Here is an 18,574-nt window from a genome sequence, read left to right as displayed (position 1 = left end):
CGTAAGAGGGATGAAAATTGATGAAAAAAGAATTTAAATTCTCTATTGTAATGGCCATTTATAATATGGAAAGCTATCTGGCAGAAGCCATTGATAGCTTAGTAAATCAGACGATAGGATTTGAAGATAATCTTCAAGTCCTATTAGTCAATGATGGCAGTATTGACAATAGTGAAAGTATTTGTAAAGAATATATTGGGAAATACCCTGATAATATAACATATATCTATAAGGAAAATGGCGGGGTAAGTGATGCCAGAAATAGGGGACTGGAGTATGCAAAAGGAGAGCTGGTTAATTTTCTTGATGCAGATGATAAGCTTGAGAGTGATGCTTTAGAAAAGGTATATTGCTTTTATGAGCAAAATAAAGAAGAAGTTGACTTAATTTCCATTCCGCTTTGTTTTTTTGAAGGAAAGGAAGGAGATCATGTATTAAATTATAAATTTACTACTACGAGAGTGATTGATATTTTTAAAGAGCCGACCTGCTTTCAAATGCATATTAGTAGTTCATTTATTAAACTGGATGAAATGAGAAAATATTCTTTTAATAAAATGCTTACACTTGGAGAGGACGCTGAGGTAGCAAATAAAATTATTTTATATAAAGGAAAATATGGGGTTGTATCAGACACCAGATATTTGTACAGAAAGAGAAGTTTGGGTAATTCAGCCATACAGGGAGCCAGAGCCAGCAAAGCAAATTATATTCCTGCTTTAAAATATCTTCATTTGGAATTAGTACGCTTTTCTTTAGAGAGATATGGCAAGGTTCCAGAATATCTGCAATGGCTCATGATCTATGATATAGGGGGAAAGATTGTTGTACCTAATGTTGAAGAGTTTGCGTTAAGTTATTCTGAGACTGATGAATTTTTAGGCTATGTGAAGCAGGCATTGAACCATATCTCCGATGAAATTATTCTTGGCAGAACGGAGCTTAGAAGATATTATAATCTTTATATGCTACAGCTTAAGTATGGAGGTTTTCATAAAGAACAATTTACCATCATAGCAAATAAAGAAGATGCTGTATTATGCAAAGAGAATCATGTCGTAGATTTTCTTTATCGCCAGAAGCTTCATATAAAGTATATTGAGCAAAAAGAAAATATTTTGAGACTTACCGGATATTGTAATTTTATATTTGATTCTTATGAATACAGAATTACAATAGAACACAATGGTAAGGCAGAGGCAATTACTTTAAGAGAAAACAAAAATTATCAGATCAATTCTCTGAACAGACCAATTGCAAAGGGATATGAATTTTTTATTGAGATACCACTGGATGCCCAGAAAATTACGTTAAAGGCAAGAGCTAAATTAGGTAAAACAAATGGACAGATTAAATTAATGTTTGACCAAAATACCATCGAGGGTGAAAACGCCGTAACGAGTGAGTATACGGTAGAAGGAGATGGAAAAGTACTGACATTAAAAAAGAATGTTGAAAAGACTGCGAAAACATCGGATGAAGCGAACCAACAAAACAGTTCATCAGTAATGAAAGCAGTGAAGCATTATATCAAGAGCAGGGTTATGGCCGGTTATGCGATTAATAAAATAGTTTCTTCAAAAGGGGAAGTATCCGATCAGAAGAATAAGCTTTTTAAGCGAATGTTGGCCGAGATTCCTGTCAGTTACAGATTTTATTTACTCAATTATAAATATGGAGATGAAAATCAATTTGGCGTAGCTGTCAGCAACAGTCAGGCTTGTTTGTATAATGGAGATTTTCTGTATTTGGCAAGGCTGTCTGAAACAGTTGTTAATATTGACAAAATGAGCTTTGACAGGCAGAAAATCATGATTAAGGGATTTATTATGTCACCGTTTCCGGTCAATCAATATAAACTCAACTGTTGGGTTCATAAAAAAAGCTATGATTGTAAGCTTACTGTAAACGCAAGAAAATCCATATGGTATAACAAAGAAATGCTAGTTGCAAATTGCGAATATGAAATTGAAATTCCAATTGGGGAGAGAAGTGAAGTGCTTTTTGAACTCAGTCTTGGCTTGTGCAAAAATATACCACAGGTAGCTATTAATATGGATAAATTATTTCAAAGCGCTGAAAAGATGGGGTATAAAGTTGAACTGTTCGATTGTAAAAAAATTGTTGTAACTTGTTGATATGATATGTGATAAATGTTATGATAAAAAAGATTATAAGATTGATACTGGTTAATATGAATAAGGATAAAAGGTAAAATGAAAGAGATATCGAATAGAATAAAAGAAATCATAACAAAGGAAAACATAAAGAAATTTTCAAAGTATTTAACATTAGTTATTGTAGCTATTTATTTAATGTTGTTTGTGTTTGGTCATAAATGCTATATTACTTTTGCAGAGAATGGTATGATGAATAAGGATACATTATTGAATGCCGTTCTGGTAATAGGGGCTACTGTCTTAACGGTGGTTTTGTTGCTTATAAAAAATAATCTTAGTGACAGAATGAATATGTTTGTGTCTTATGCATTATTCTTTGTATCTCCGGTAATTTGTTATTACGCATTTGAATATTTTCAAAAGAGTATTTATACAATAACGGTTCTGAGTATACGTAAGCGTTATTTATTTTTTAATTTTGTTATATTATCGGTGATACTGCTCACGATTTATATCATTACGAATAGTACAAAGGTTGCAGTGATTGGGCTAACTCTTATCATTAATTTATTTGGAGTGATTAATTACTATGTATATAGCTTTAGGGGCGTTGCTCTTGTAGCTGCTGATGTATTTTCTATCCAAACGGCATCTAATGTCGTGGAAGGATATAAGCTTTTTATAGATACTCATATTTATTATATTTTTATTATAACAGTATTTATTATTTCGCTGGCATGTAAGTTGAGAAGTTTTAAGGCATTGCCTGTATGGAAGCTTCGAATACCCGCGATTATCTGCTACATAATTTATACATCCGTGTTTTTTTATGTATTTGTATTTTCTAACCAGTTAAGTAATTGGAACATTAATGTTAAATTATACAGACCGCATGAGGGATATCGTAAATATGGGACTTTTTTATCGACGGTAAGGACAATGGGCTATATTATTGTGGAAAAGCCTGAGGGTTATAGTGTAAAGCAGATAGAGGATATTGCAGACAGCTATAGTTTGTCTTCGAGTGCAGGACAGACGCCGAATATCATAGTAATTATGGACGAAGCGTTTTCTGATCTTGAGACAGTAAGTGAATTTCCGATTAGTGAAGATTATATGCCATTCATTCACAGCTTACAGGAGAATACAATAAAGGGGAACGCGTATGTTTCTGTTTTTGGCGGAAACACTGCAAATTCAGAATTTGAATTTCTAACTGGTAATTCTATGGGACTATTACCGGCCAATTCAGTACCTTATCAATTATTTATAAAAAAACAGTTTCCAAGTATTGTGTATAGTCTCAAGCAGCAAAATTATGTCGGTAATATAGGAATGCATCCATTTAAATCAAATGGCTTCAACCGCCTGACGGTTTACCCCTTGCTTGGTTTTGAACAATTTATTACAATAGAAAAGTTCCAGAATGCAGACAAACTACGAGATAAAGTGACAGACGAAGCAAATTTTAACAAAATTATTGAAATGTATGAAGAGAGCAAGAGTCAAAGTGATAACCCATTTTTCTTATTTAATGTAACGATGCAAAATCATGGAGGGTTTATTACTACAGATCCCAATTTCGTTCAAAAGATAAAGATTGAGGATGAATATTATTATGACGAAGGTGCCCAGAATTATTTAAGCCTGATTAAGTATACCGATGAGGCGGTGGAGAAGCTTATAAAATATTTTGAAAATGTAGAAGAACCTACGGTTGTTATATTCTTTGGTGATCATCAGCCGGGATTGAGTCAGACTTGGTATGATAAAATACTGGGAAAGAGTGAAAAGGATTTAACGACTCAGGAGCTAATGGAAAAATATAAGGTACCATTTTTTGCCTGGGCTAATTATGATATCCAGGAAGAGACAGTGGATAAGATTAGTATGAATTATTTATCGGCTTATATTATGAATAAGCTGGGAATTAATCTGACAAAATACCAGCAATTTTTGTTAGATGTACATGAGCAGGTTCCAGTGATGAATTCAATTGGTTATTGGGGTGTAGATGGCGGCTTTTATGATTACAGCGACACAACATCTCCGTATTATGAGATTATAAATCAATATAGATGCGTTCAGTATAATAACATGCATGACAAAGGGAAACGAGTGGATTCAATGTTTTATATGAACTGATCGAAAAAAGAGAATCTATAATTTGGAATTTATGAAGGTTTTGACAAAGTCAATACTTTCATAAATATCGTTCCTGTGATGGGATGGGCAACTCTTAGTTTAAGGCTTAGGAGAAAAGAAATGAAAGACAGCAAAAAGGTTAGGCGACGATTTAAATATTGGGCTGCATATACTTTGCTATTTGCAGTTGCTTGTTTAGGCATATTTATACCATTTATACAGGCTAATAAAAGCTTTATGTGGAAAACAGACGGTTTATTTCAGACTTTCTCATCAATGGTTTTTATCAGTGACTATTATAAGAGCATAATAAGCGGTTTTTTACATGGTAACTTTTATCCAGAGATGATTAATTTCAATATTGGATTGGGTTATGATGTTTTTACTACTTTAAATTATTATGGACTAGGCGATCCACTGCTATTTTTCTCTGTTTTTTTTAATAAAGAAAATATATATATTTTTTATAATATCTTAGTTATTATTCGTCTATATTTATGTGGAATTGGTTTTATACTTTATTGTGGGAAGATGGATAAGGGGAATAAACAATCGCTTATCGGTGCAATTATTTATGTGTTTTCGGGATTTGCAGTTGTAGCCGGAGTAAAGCATCCCTATTTTTTGAATGCAATGATTTATCTGCCATTCTTATTAATTGGTGTTGAAACGATATTGAAAAAGAAGAAATCTTATTTATTTACTATAATGATATTGATTTCTGTAGTAAGTAATTACTACTTTTTCTATATGCTTACAATTATGGTATTTTTGTATGCTTTGATTCGGTTTATTGATCGATATCGAAGGGAATGGAAAGCCAATATTTTAAATATTCTTATAAGAGGTGTCGTTCAATATTTGCTTGGCATTCTGCTTTCTTGTTTTGCATTTGTACCAACTATATATGCATTTATGAACAATGCAAGAGGCACAAAAGGAGCATATAATGGAGGCTTAATATATTATATGAGGTATTATTATAACTTGTTCTTTTCTTTTTTTAGTGTGCCATCTGACATTAACGGAAACTATACCTTTCTGGCCTATGCACCGATTTGCTTTTTTATAGTTGTATTTTTGTATCTTTATAAAGAAAATTTCAAAAAGTATATGGCATTAAAAAGTGGTTATGCATTAGCCACTATTATGCTGCTAACTCCAATTGGCGGATATATCATGAATGGAATGAGCTATACCAGTAATCGATGGGTGTTCGGTTATAGCTTTTTTACTGCCTTTGCAGTCGTATGTTTGCTTGATGATTTTCTTAAGGTAACCATAAAAAGATTAATACCACTTGCAGGATTAAGCCTTATTCTTATGGGTGGTTTGGTAGTAGTAGAAAGTGATAAAATGATATCGTTTGGTCTGGGAGTCGTATTTCTCAATATTATGATAGCTGCATTGATTGCAATTACTAGATTTCGAACAACATATATCAAATATGGAGTCGTATTATTGGTAACCTTGATGGCAGTCATTACCTTTGGATTTTATCAAAATTCTCCATATGGAAAGAATTATTCAAACGAATTTAGAGAAAATGGTAAGGCGATTAGTATGATAGAAGATTGTCCACAGTCGTCTGTTGATTACGAGGAAGATAAGGGGTTTTATCGAATTGGAAGCTATGGAAATTGGGTAGAAAATCAATCATTAACAATGGGATTTAATGGTACTGCAAGTTATTATAGTCTGTTAGACGCCAACATATTAAAATACATGTTAGACAATGAAATCACTACGATAAGGCAGCCACATCGCTTTTATGGTCTGGATTTCAGAACTTATTTAGATACATTAGCAAGTGTGAAATATTATGCGTTTGAAGCGGGTAGTATACAGGAAAAGGCAATGCCCTATGGATATCAGGAAATAAACAGAAAACTTCGTAAGAATTCTGATGTAACTGATGTGGTGTATAAGAATCAATATACGCTTCCACTTGGCTATACCTATGATAAGAAAATCAGCACTGCTTATTATGATACCCTAAGCAGTATTGAAAAGCAGCAGGCAATGATGCAGGCTGTTGTTGTGGATAAGCCTGATAATGATTCTCAGGATGCTATGAAGTATTCTGAAGAGAAGCTTAATTATCAAATTGAGGAAGAAAATGGTATTACATGGAACAAAGAATTAAATACCATTAAGATAGATAATGACACATCTACTATTACAGTAACATTTAATGCCAAGAAAAACAGTGAAACATATTTAAGATTTGTGGGGCTTGATATTGAAAACTCAAGAAAGGCACATTTTACTGCAAAAATTACAACGAGTCAGGCTAATTCTAAATTAAATCTTACCAATTCCAAATACAGTTGGGATTTACAAAGAGAAAACTATCTGGTTAATCTTGGACATAATAATGAAGGAGAAACTCTATGCACAATTTCTTTTGCTAGTCCAGGTGAGTATGAGTTAAAGGATATAGAAGTCTATTCACTTTCTATGACTGATTATGAGGAGCAGGTGAAAAAGCTTTCTGAGGAAGTATTGACAAATATTCAACTTACTAATAATAAGATAACAGGAAACGTTGAGGTTAGCAATGACAAGTCGCTTTGTTTTAGTCTGCTATATAGCACAGGTTGGAAAGTAAAGATTGATGGGCAGGAGGCAACTCTTTATAAAGCCAATACAATGTATATGGCGACAGATATTACAAAAGGAGCTCATACGATAGAACTTATCTATCAAACGCCCGGATTGAAAACAGGTGTGATTATAAGTCTGATTACAGTGCTAGGACTAGCTATCATAGTAATTATAGGTCATTTACGAAAGAAGAAAAGAAAGTGAAAAAAGGCTTAAGCCATTGAAAGTGGTTTAAGCCTTTTTGAGTTTGCCAAGCGAGGTAGAACTCTGAAAAAGTTCAAAACAGAGAATATATTAATTCTATTCTTGAAAGTGAAAGCCTTTTGCATCAAGAGCAGAGATTAGTTCATTACCTTTTACATATAAATATTCATTTTTGTCCAACTGAAGCCATACATATCCCATAGAGAGGAGGGTGGGATCTTCTTGAGTATGCCATAAGACAATTGCCTGATCGCAGTCAACTGATGGATAGGAAGGAATTATGGTATACCGTATCAGAAAATATTGGTACAAATAGGGAAGCTTGTTGTCTTCAGGTACATATATTGTACTTGGAAAATTAACTGTATCTTCATAAGTTTTTACAAAATCATAGCCCGCATTTACTAAGTTGTAATTTGTGTCTTGCTTTTGATAATCATTTTGAATGACAAAAACAGCATAATTTATGATTAGCAGTAAAGAAAGAATACAAATGGACAATAAATATTTATTTTTGGAGTACAGATACCAAAAAACAAACCAACTAACAAATAGTACCATACTAGCTATCATAAAAATCCATATATTCACCTTATTAAAACAAAAAAGTGATAAGGTAAAAAATTTTTTAACTTCAAAATCATGAAAGGTATAAAGGTAAGGAACAATGCATACCATCCAATAAGTTTGACTTAGTATTAGAGTAATGGTGGCAGCTTTAAAATAGTGTTTTATATTATATTGATGCATGTAAGAAAGAACAAGCATCAGAAGCGGACTTAAAAAAACTGCAAAATACCGATAATATACAAAAGAGCGAAATCCATAATTATTGCTTCCAAGCCCATCTTGAATTCCCTGTGAAGCACCGGGTAACCATTTGATAGCAAGTCCAATAATCATTATGGCTGTGCATGTCATGAAAAAAATCGAGCCGGTTACGTAATAGGAAGCATGGCAATCGAAATCAGCAGTGACTGAGTGCTTGCGAGCCAGGCAGTCTCCTATTAATTTAATAAAAACCACGATCGCTATCATCATGAAACCAAAGGATAATAAAACAGAAGTATTAATTAATCCAAGTACAATATTCGCAGCAGCCTGCCAACTGTACGGTTTCAGCAAATTCAGCAGCATGTCTAAATTAATATTAATAGAAGCATTTCGTATGGTTCCGCCTGACGCTCCCCAAAGCCTGCTTTGCATCAAAGCGATTCCGATAGAACCAAGTACTGCGCCAAGCGTACCTAATCCGATCATAATAGAAGGCGACACCAGCCATTTTCTATAAGTCCAATAATAGAATAATACAGTGATTAACAATGCAACACATAAGATAACAGCCCTTGTATGCAAAGTAATAGAGTAGGCAAGTGCCAAAATCAGATATATCGTGTATTTACGGGTCGATTTTGAAAGCATTGCAGCCTCATTTAAATGAAACAAAATAGCAAGTATAATCCAGCACATAAGCATCAGTGGCGTTTCATTTAATAGATTAGTGGAACGGGTATCCAAAAGATAAGAAGCAGCCACAGATATAGCACAAATAAGAAATGGGTTCTTAAGCTTTAAATATCTGGTCAGGCAATGGTAAGACATCAATGCAGTCATTCCCTGAATAATAGAACACACTATAATTGAGATTTTAAAAATAACAAAAGGGTTGTCTGTAAGCTTGTACAAAGGGGCAAACAAGGAATAAAAGCCTTGCCCGTAATAACCGGCGGTAGAAACAACCTGACTCCAATTGTACCCTGCTAATAGAGCAGCTCCTGATACAGTTGCAACTTCATCGGAAGGATAATATACTAAGGTATTAATAAAAAAGCACAATATAATTCTAGGTAAAATGGCAAAAATTAAGGTTATATATAAATATTTTTGTTTTGCTAAATTAATTTTCATAACTACTCCTTAATTGATAAACATGAGAATATTGAGTGCTGTTTACTGAGGTATAGGAAGTCCAAGAAGGATTCATACTCATTAGGGTTACTAATGTGTCTTCATAATCGTTACCAATGATGTAAACAATTGCATCATTATAATTATCTATGGTATCTATAAAATTTGCAAGATTTTTCTTTGTTATAACTCTTACCTGATTGTATTGAGTCAATTCCACATAAACAGAATTCAGTCTCCATGCCCCAGTATAAACGACCAGTACATCGGCTTTCTTATTATCCTCTGCAAATTGAATCGCAGGCTCGCTTTCCTTATGAAGGTTGTCAATATTTTTATTTTGTATCAATCCAATAGCTGATAGAATAATAAAACAGCAAGCTTCAAATAGTATAAGATATCTTTTGCCAACTACGTGAAAGGACAAATAAGTGACTCCTAATATCACTGCGATTAAAAGCATCGGAAATATGGGCATAATATAGCGGTCAGTTACATATATAGCGATTTTTGATACGATTATAAAGTATAGAAGACTGGGAAACAGCAATAAGTTGTAGCCTGAAAAAACTACAGCGCGCCAGTTTATTTTACTTGTACGTTTTCTAATCGATACAATAAGAAGCAAAAGTATTATTAGGATCAAAAACGTTAAAACCTGATTAAATAGTTCCTTGTTTAATATGTTGTAATAACCGATAAAACGCTCAGAAAGATTAGAGAAATTCTCAATATTTTGAAACGATTCTTTTCCCCTGTAACCTTTGAATATATGATACAACATTCCGGGAAAAATGAAGACAGCTCCGATTCCTGCACAGCTTAGAGATAATAGATATAATAAAGCTGATTTGATATCTTTATTTAACAGTAGGTGAAGAACAAATAAAAAACATAAAAAAAACAAATAAATAAGAAAATAGTATTGAGTTAATGTACCCGATATAGCCAACAAAACCACACCCAAATAAAATTTTAATGTAAGTTTTTTGGAAACATATTTTATATGAAGCAGGGTAATTGCTAACATAAAGGCCGTTAACATCATGTACATACGAATAAATACAATAAAGGTCATGTTACCAAGAGAAACAGACCAAACTGCACTAATAAGCAGAGACAACATTTCATTTTGCGATAATTCCTTTACGGTAAAGTAAATCAATAAAGTTATGATAACGGAAAATAAAATATTAAGTCCGATTCCCCCCATCATTAAAAATTTTCCGGGAAAAAAGGAGCAGATAGTATGTATGAGCAAGTAGTAAAAAGGGGGGTGAACATCTGCCTTTTGATTTGCCCAGACATTGGTAAAGTCAAACCGATGAGCCAAATCAACAGTAACATACTGATCAAAAACGCTTCGGTCAATTAATTCTCCCTCAGGTATGGACATCATAGTACCGGTAGTATTATTTGACAAACCAAAAGAATAAATCTCATCAACATGAAGATTAACTTTTTCCATACCGAATAGAAATCCAAGACTAACTTCAATCGTACAAATAATTAAAAGCAATATAATATAATTTTTCTTCATTTAAATAGAACCTCCAATGCATAGGCAATAAACAATAATTGTACGACCATATACTTTGCCTATTATAACCCATTTTAGTAACTAAATAAATAAATTTATATACAAAACACAAAATATGTAATAATACAGAATATTTAAAAAAGTAGACGCAAAAACCAACATATGGTATAATTTATGCAGTTAAAAATATGGCAATAGGAGAAAGAAAAATGCAAAAAACAACGTTGGTAATAATGGCAGCTGGTATTGGAAGCCGTTTTGGCGGTGGAATTAAGCAGCTGGAGCCTGTTGGTTCTAATGGGGAAATTATCATGGATTACTCCATCTATGATGCAATAGAAGCAGGCTTTAATAAGGTGGTTTTTATTATTCGTAAGGATCTGGAAAAGGATTTTAAGGAAGTAATCGGAAACAGAATGGAAAAGGTCATTGATGTGGAATATGCATTTCAGGAAATAGATGATCTTCCCGAGAATTTTGAAGTTCCACAAGGCAGAAAAAAACCGTGGGGAACAGGTCAGGCGATTCTTTGCTGTAAAGGAATTGTAAATGAACCATTTATGGTAATTAATGCAGATGATTATTATGGAAAAGAAGCATTTGTTAAAATTCATGATTATTTAATTCAGGCCAAGGACAAGCCTGGCAAGCATGACTATTGTATGGCAGGGTTTATTTTAGGGAATACATTAAGCGATAATGGTGCTGTAACCAGAGGTGTTTGCAAGACTGACAGCAATCGTTTATTAGTAGACGTAGAAGAAACCAGCGGTATAGAAAAAGCAGGCGACAAAGTAGTTGCGCCGACAGCCGATGGAAAAACAAAGGAAATAGACAAAAACAGCTATGTATCCATGAATATGTGGGGCTTTACAACAAGCATTTTAACAGAGCTTGAAACAGGCTTTGTAGAGTTTTTATCTGATTTAGGAGATCATCCAGAGAAAAAAGAATACTTACTTCCAACCATAGTGGATCACTTAATCAAAACAGGTAAGGCAGAGGTTAAATTATTGGAAAGTAAGGACAAGTGGTTTGGTGTTACATATAAAGAGGATAAAGAGGTTGTAGTGGATTCCTTTAAGAAACTGATTACCGATGGAGTATATCCGGCTAAGTTGTTTGATTTGTATTTTTGAGTATATAGAGTTTGAAATGTTAAAGCATCGTTTTATAAAATAATAAACGGTGCTTTTAATGTTATAAAATATCACTATGTTCTACACTTTTTAGCATAAATAGCAGGGTTTTTATTGAGTAATGCTCATATGTATGTTAGAATAATATCGCAATTAATCAAAATAAAATGGGAAATAATTATAAATAGAGAATAATGTACCACATAAGGAGATTACAATGAAATTAATCATTCAAATTCCATGCTATAATGAAGCCAATACATTAGAGATCGCTCTTAATGATTTGCCAAAGCAGATAGACGGAATCGATACAATTGAGTATCTTATTATAAATGACGGAAGCCGGGATAATACGGTTGAAGTAGCTAAGAGATGGGGCGTTCATTATGTTGTTAATTTTAAGAACAACAAAGGTTTGGCAAAAGGTTTCTTAGCAGGGCTTGATGCCGCTGTTCGAAATGGTGCAGATATTATCGTTAATACGGATGCAGATAACCAGTATTCAGGTGAAGATATTGAAAAGCTTGTTAGGCCTATTATAGAAGGCAAATCAGATATTGTAATAGGTGAAAGACCCATTGATCAAACAGAACACTTCTCGCCACTTAAGAAGAAACTTCAGCATTTTGGTAGCTGGGTGGTACGAAGGGCTTCGAAAACAAATATACCAGATGCACCAAGTGGTTTCAGGGCATTTAGCAGAGAAGCTGCTATGAGAATGAACGTAGTCAATGAATATACGTATACATTGGAGACAATTGTTCAAGCCGGCAGAAATAAAATGGCAATTACCTCTGTGCCGATTAATACTAATCCAGAGCTTAGAAAATCAAGGCTGTTTAATAGCATGTTTGGATATGTCAAAAAATCAATGCTTACTATTGTGCGCGCATTTATTATGTATCGGCCACTTAAATTTTTCACTATGGCAGGTGCCGTCTCTATTTTTATTGGAGCGGGAATCGGAGTAAGATTTACTTATTTTTGGCTAAGGGGAACTGGCAATGGCCATATTCAATCTCTTATCTTGGCAAGTATGATGATTGTAGTGGGAGTGCAGACTATTGTAGTAGGCTTGCAAGGAGATATTATTGCGGCTAATCGAAAACTATTAGAGGATATTCAATATCGGGTAAAACGATTAGATTACGAGATGACAGAGAAATCGGATGGACATACGGATGTAGTAAAGGATGACGTGAACAAAGCTGATAATAAGTAGAGGAAAAAGTTGAAATATGGAAAAGGATAGAGTTAAATTAAATCAAATTGTGCTTATTGGACCAGTATATCCTTATAAAGGCGGAATTTCACATTATACAGGAGCAATGTATCATGCATTAGATCAAGAATATAGTGTAGAAATGATATCCTTTAAGCTTCAATATCCTAAATTTCTATTTAAAAAGGAACAAAGGGATTACCAAAATAAAACATTTATGATTGATAACACAAAGTTTTTAATTAACACAGTCAATCCGCTTAGTTGGTTTAAGGCTGCTAGATATATTAAAAAAGTAAATCCGGATTTAGTGGTGGTACAATGGTGGCACCCCTATTTTTCACCATGCTATTGGGGAATGCTTCAGTTACTTTCCAGATTCAAAAAGATACTGGTATGCCACAATGTATTTCCACATGAAAGCTTTCCACTCGACCGCTTTTTAACTCAAAATGTGCTAAGAAAGGGCAATGGCTTTATTGTCCAATCAAGTATGGATGAAAAAGATTTAAAAAGCATAATAAAAAGGCCTAAATTTAAAAAAGTTGTCCATCCAACTTACAATGTATTTAAATTTCAGGATATGGACAAGCAGACTGCCAGAGCCGGTTTAGGCTTGCAGAAGAATGAAAAGATAATTCTGTTTTTTGGTTTTGTTCGCGGTTATAAAGGACTTAAGTATTTAATCAGTGCCATGCCAGATGTGAAAAGAGCATATCAGGATATTAAGCTTTTGATTGTAGGTGAGTTTGGCGGTGATAAAACGGATTATATTCGTTTGATTAGTGAAAAACAGGTTGCTGATTGTATTAAAATATTCGATCAATATGTTCCAGATACAGAGATTCAACAATATTTTGTGGCATCTGATTTGGTGGTTTTACCTTATGAATCAGCAACACAAAGTGGGATTGTGCAAATGGCTTATGGATTTGAAAAACCAGTAATTGCCACGGAGGTAGGAGGATTGCCAGAAGTAGTAATAGAGAATAAAACAGGCTACATTGTTACCCCAAAAAGCGCGGATGATTTGGCCAAGGCTATTATAAAGTTTTATAACGAAGATAAAGAATTAGAGTTTATTCAAGGGGTAAAAGAGGAAGCCTATCGGTATTCATGGGAAAGAATGACAGAGTTAATAACAGAATTATACAAAGAATTATAGAGGGAGGAGAGATATTATGGAACGTAATATAACTCCTCTTATATCAGTTATAGTGCCGATATATAATGTGGAGAAATATATTCATAGATGTTTAGACAGTATATTGAGACAAACCTATAAAAATCTGGAAATTATATTAATAGATGATGGCTCAACCGACCAGTCAGCAAACATATGCGAAGAGTATAAGAAAAAAGATGAAAGGATTCAATGTATTCATAAGATAAATGGCGGTTTATCGGAGGCTAGAAATGTAGGAATGCGGCATGCAACAGGCATTTATATGACATTTATTGATGGAGATGATTATATTGCTTTAGATTACGTAGAATACTTATTTTCCTTACTTAGTAAGTATGCTGCGGATATTGCTGTATGTAATTATCAAAAAGTTTTAGAAAATCAGAATATTATAGATCAGGAAAGAGAAAAAGTAATTATTTTGTTAGGGGATGAGGGCCTGGAAAATTTGCTTTATCAAAAGTATTATACAATGTCAGCCTGGGCAAAGCTATATAAAAGAGAAATGATTAATTCTATAGAATTTCCGGTAGGCAAGGTGCATGAAGATGTAGGAACAGTGTATCAATTCCTAAGTAATTCTAAAAAAACAGTATTTGGCTCTAAGAAAAAATATGGCTATGTTCAAAGAGAAAAAAGTATTATAAACAGCGAATTTAAATTAAATAAAATGGATTATATAGAGTTTACCAAGCAAATTCTTCAATTTGTCGAGAGTGAAAAGAAAACCTTGTACCGTGCAGCCGTATCCAGACATTTTAGTGCTTGCTTTCAAATTATCATACAAATTCCAAAGGATAAAAAGCAGTTTTATGAAGCTTACAAAGAGCTGATACAAGAAGTTGACAGATACAAAGGAGTGGTAATTTGGGATAAAAAGGCACGTATGCGAAATCGATTTGCGGCTTCTTTAGCTTTTATCAGTCCTGATTTTGCAGTCAGTATTTTAAAGCTGGTAAAGAGATAATATTATTTGTGATAGGTGAATGGGATGAATCAGTTAGAGAAAAATAAAGTAAGTATCATAGTGCCCGTATATAATGGAGAGAAGTATCTAGAGAAAACACTCTCTTCCATACTGGCATCTATTTATAGAAATATTGAAATTGTACTGGTTGATGATGGCTCTAAGGATAAAAGCAAACAGATATGTGATTACTATGCAAGCAAAGATAATAGGGTAAAAGTTTTTTCTAAAATAAATGGTGGAATTGTAGAAGCCAGAAATTTTGGTATGTTAAAAGCTACCGGAGATTATCTGTGCTTTTGCGATCAGGACGATATAGTAAGCAAACATATGTATGATTTAATGATGAAACGTATTCTAAAGGACAACAGTGAAATATGTATCAGCTCTACAGGCAGACTATTAGGAAAGGAAGAGCTTCCTTATGAAAAGCTGGAAGATGCTACATATAAAGGCGACGAGATATTGCAAAATGTGTTATATCCAATTTTGTTTAATGGGTTTGATGTAGCATATAAAAATAAAAAAGTTAAAATATACGGAACGATATGGAAGTATATGATTAGTAGAGAATTAATTATAAAAAACAAGCTGAAATTTAAAAGATTTATCAATTATGAAGACGATCTCATTATGTCCATTGAGCTTTTGACATTCTCTCATCGCGTTTCTACTTTGTCAGAAAAACTTTATTTCTGGAGAATTAATCAGGAGTCGGAATCAAGTACAGGAAAATATATTAAGGCATTGGAGGACAAAATAGAAAGTTTAGATCAATATATCATATCAATTTTGTATAAAAGGGGAATTGATAATAAAATAATTGAGCAGTATAAGGAAATTAAACAATTAAATAATTATCTGCAAATTATTGAGAATGAAAATAATACAAATAAGAGATTAGTACAGAAAAAGTCTATATTAGTGAAGTATATAGATAACACAAATAGCTATAACAATATGAAGAATTTAGAATTCATGTCAAAAGGGCATGTACGATCCTGGGTTTTATTAAAACTTATTCGGTTTCAGTTTATTCGATGTGTGTTTATTGTGGATAAAGTATTGATATTTATAAATATGTGTGTATTAAAAGCCGGATGGCTTGTTCGATTGGAAAGAAAAATGAAAGGGGTATAGCAGATAGGATGCTGATTAATGCTTTACTTTTGATATATCGTGTTTTATACTCTTTAAGATAGGTAGATTACAAATTTATAAGTTATAGGAGTTAAAAATAAAATGATAAATGATATAAAAGAAATTTTCGAAAAAAGAAAATTAGTTATGACTTTAGCCAAATCAGATTTTCGTAAAAAATTTATAGGTTCGTACTTTGGTATTATATGGATGTTTATACAGCCTATAGTAACTGTTTTAATCTATTACTTTGTTTTTCAGGTGGCAATGAAAGCAAGACCGGCTACAGACAGTCCATATGTCATCTGGTTGATTCCGGGAATTGTACCTTGGTTTTATTTTAATGAGGCGTTAATGGCAGGTACAAACAGTTTATATGATTATCAACACTTAGTAAAAAAAATGGTATTTAATGTAAGTATACTTCCTAGTGTAAAGATTTTATCTTCTATGTTTGTGCATTGTATATTTATATGGATTATGCTGATTGTATTTTTAATGTCTGGGCAAACTCCATCTTTATGGTGGCTGCAGATGCTTTATTATTCTGGTTGTACAACTTTTTTACTGCTGGGATTGGTATATTTTACTGCATCTGTTAATGTTGTATTTAAAGATATGGGACAGCTTGTAAATATATTTCTTCAGTTTGGATTCTGGTTAGCGCCAATTATGTGGGATTTTTCCATGCTTCCTTCTAGGCTGCATAAATTTTTTAAATTAAATCCTTTCTACTATATTGTTCAAGGTTTTCGTGACTCATTTGTGTTTAAGGTAGGTTTTTGGGAAAAACCGCTACTAACGATATATTTTTGGATTGTTTCGATTACTATTTTTTGTATCGGTACGATTATGTTTAAACGTTTGAAACCGCATTTTGCAGATGTATTATAAAATAAAAATAAATAGGCTTAACGATATGTGTAATAAAGCGCATATGGTTAAAAGATGAAAGAATTTTAATGAAAGGATAAATGCAAACACATAACTTTCATCTTCTGTGTTTATGTTTCAGATGAACCAGTAAGTATGTTCGTTTGAGACTTGGTATCGAATTATGAGTAGTGTAATCAGTATAAAAAATGTAACAAAAATCTATAAATTATATAATAAATCAATTGATCGATTAAAAGAAGTTGTTCATCCTTTTCATAAACAATACAATGAGCCGTTTTATGCCTTGAATGATATTTCTTTTGAGATAGAAAAAGGAGAAACCGTTGGCATCATTGGGACAAATGGTTCAGGGAAATCTACAATTCTAAAGATAATAACGGGGGTACTTCAGCAAACAAAGGGAGAAGTCAGTATAGATGGTACGGTTTCAGCATTATTAGAGCTTGGAGCGGGTTTTGACCTTGATTATACTGGAATTGAAAACATATATATGAATGGTGCAATTCTTGGTTTTTCACCGGAAGAGATGGATCGAAAAAAAGAAGAAATTTTGGAATTCGCGGATATAGGAGATTTTGTCAATCAACCGGTTAAAACATATTCAAGCGGAATGATGGTACGTCTTGCATTTGCACTTGCAATTAATGTAGAACCGGAAATATTAATTATAGATGAGGCATTGGCAGTAGGAGATGCTTTTTTTCAAGCAAAGTGTTTTCATAAATTAGAAGAAATTAAAAATGCCGGAACCACCATTCTTTTTGTTTCCCACGATATTGTGTCGGTTAAAAAGCTATGTAAAAGAGCAATATGGCTTGATAGAGGTAATATGAGGGAAATCGGAGAGGCAAAAGAGGTATGTGAAAAATATCTCAGTATGCAGATTGAAGAACAGAACCGAGAAATGGCTAAGTTGGTTGATGGTATGTCATTGGACAATACAGTTGAGAAAATTATTAATGGTAATCAAAAATCATTTAAAAGAATACAATTACATCAGTCCATTGAAGTAAGTGGAACAAAACAAGGAGAGATATTGTCGTTTTATATTAAAAATGAAAAAGGGCAAGAGGTTATGGTCTTGCCTACTGAGCAAAGTTATACCTTTGGCATGTTAGTAAAATTTAATGAAAATATCGATAATGTGTTATTCGGGTTTGAAATGGAAAATGTCAGAGGAGTAAAACTTTTTTCTGTTAACAATTTTTTGACAAATGAAGTATTACAAAATGTAAAAGTTGGAGAATTGTATGAGGTCAGCTTTGAACTAAGACTGCCAAGAATATGTACCGGAGAGTATTTAGTCAGCCCATCTCTTGCAGCAGGAAGTCAGGACAGTCATGTTGTGCTTGAAAGGATTCATAATTATTTGAAAATAACGATTGACAATGACGGGTATAACCTGTCAATTATTGACTTGGATACAAAAGCGGCCTTTGTAAAATATAAAAAGGATGATATAGTTTTGTATTAGAAGATGATATTAGTTTTGCAATTAA

General features: G+C 33.0%; 12 protein-coding genes. 10 read left to right on the top strand and 2 right to left on the bottom strand.

The window, feature by feature from the left end:
• Nucleotides 1-20 precede the first annotated feature (20 nt).
• From C8E03_RS07610 to C8E03_RS07600, 3 genes are all read left to right on the top strand, one after another.
• Nucleotides 21-2,138 (top strand): glycosyltransferase family A protein, encoded by a 2,118-nt coding sequence (locus C8E03_RS07610; RefSeq protein ID WP_110290708.1) that lies wholly within the window; start codon nucleotides 21-23, stop codon nucleotides 2,136-2,138.
• 78 nt (nucleotides 2,139-2,216) lie between these two features.
• A complete protein-coding gene (locus tag C8E03_RS07605; RefSeq protein ID WP_110290707.1) occupies nucleotides 2,217-4,265 on the top strand; it encodes a sulfatase-like hydrolase/transferase in 2,049 nt (682 codons plus the stop codon).
• Nucleotides 4,266-4,385: 120 nt separating this feature from the next.
• Nucleotides 4,386-7,076 carry a YfhO family protein gene (locus tag C8E03_RS07600; RefSeq protein WP_170122932.1) on the top strand — a complete coding sequence of 897 codons (2,691 nt, stop codon included), beginning with the start codon at nucleotides 4,386-4,388 and terminating at the stop codon, nucleotides 7,074-7,076.
• Nucleotides 7,077-7,172: 96 nt separating this feature from the next.
• On the opposite strand, the gene C8E03_RS07595 is transcribed toward C8E03_RS07600, so the two are convergent.
• The gene (locus tag C8E03_RS07595; RefSeq protein ID WP_110290705.1) at nucleotides 7,173-8,984 is read right to left on the bottom strand and encodes a hypothetical protein; all 1,812 of its coding nucleotides are present in this window, start codon (nucleotides 8,982-8,984) and stop codon (nucleotides 7,173-7,175) included.
• The gene (locus tag C8E03_RS07590) at nucleotides 8,974-10,524 is read right to left on the bottom strand and encodes a glycosyltransferase family protein (RefSeq protein WP_110290704.1); all 1,551 of its coding nucleotides are present in this window, start codon (nucleotides 10,522-10,524) and stop codon (nucleotides 8,974-8,976) included. Before C8E03_RS07590 ends, C8E03_RS07595 begins: the two co-directional genes overlap by 11 nt.
• A gap of 209 nt (nucleotides 10,525-10,733) precedes the next feature.
• On the opposite strand from C8E03_RS07590, the gene C8E03_RS07585 reads away from it, so the two are divergent.
• The 7 genes from C8E03_RS07585 (at nucleotide 10,734) to C8E03_RS07555 (ending at nucleotide 18,549) form a co-directional block, all read left to right on the top strand.
• Complete coding sequence (locus tag C8E03_RS07585; RefSeq protein ID WP_110290703.1) at nucleotides 10,734-11,663, top strand: nucleotidyltransferase family protein; 930 nt, start codon at nucleotides 10,734-10,736, stop codon at nucleotides 11,661-11,663.
• Nucleotides 11,664-11,880: 217 nt separating this feature from the next.
• A complete protein-coding gene (locus tag C8E03_RS07580) occupies nucleotides 11,881-12,885 on the top strand; it encodes a glycosyltransferase family 2 protein (protein WP_094377435.1) in 1,005 nt (334 codons plus the stop codon).
• Nucleotides 12,886-12,901: 16 nt separating this feature from the next.
• Nucleotides 12,902-14,050, top strand: coding sequence for a glycosyltransferase (locus C8E03_RS07575; RefSeq protein WP_110290702.1), 1,149 nt, complete (start codon nucleotides 12,902-12,904; stop codon nucleotides 14,048-14,050).
• Between the two features lie 16 nt (nucleotides 14,051-14,066).
• Entirely contained in the window at nucleotides 14,067-15,038 is a 972-nt protein-coding gene (locus C8E03_RS07570; RefSeq protein WP_110290701.1) for a glycosyltransferase family 2 protein, read from the top strand.
• Between the two features lie 24 nt (nucleotides 15,039-15,062).
• Complete coding sequence (locus tag C8E03_RS07565; protein ID WP_110290700.1) at nucleotides 15,063-16,178, top strand: glycosyltransferase family 2 protein; 1,116 nt, start codon at nucleotides 15,063-15,065, stop codon at nucleotides 16,176-16,178.
• Nucleotides 16,179-16,280: 102 nt separating this feature from the next.
• A complete protein-coding gene (locus tag C8E03_RS07560; RefSeq protein ID WP_110290699.1) occupies nucleotides 16,281-17,072 on the top strand; it encodes an ABC transporter permease in 792 nt (263 codons plus the stop codon).
• Between the two features lie 163 nt (nucleotides 17,073-17,235).
• Nucleotides 17,236-18,549, top strand: a complete 1,314-nt coding sequence (locus tag C8E03_RS07555) for an ABC transporter ATP-binding protein (protein WP_110290698.1) — start codon at nucleotides 17,236-17,238, stop codon at nucleotides 18,547-18,549.
• The last annotated feature ends 25 nt before the right edge of the window (nucleotides 18,550-18,574 follow it).

Source organism: Lachnotalea glycerini, from assembly GCF_003201285.1.
GTDB classification, from domain to species: domain Bacteria; phylum Bacillota; class Clostridia; order Lachnospirales; family Lachnospiraceae; genus Lachnotalea; species Lachnotalea glycerini.
The sequence above is the reverse complement of the archived record's forward strand: the minus strand, read 5'-3'. Positions and strand labels throughout refer to the sequence as shown.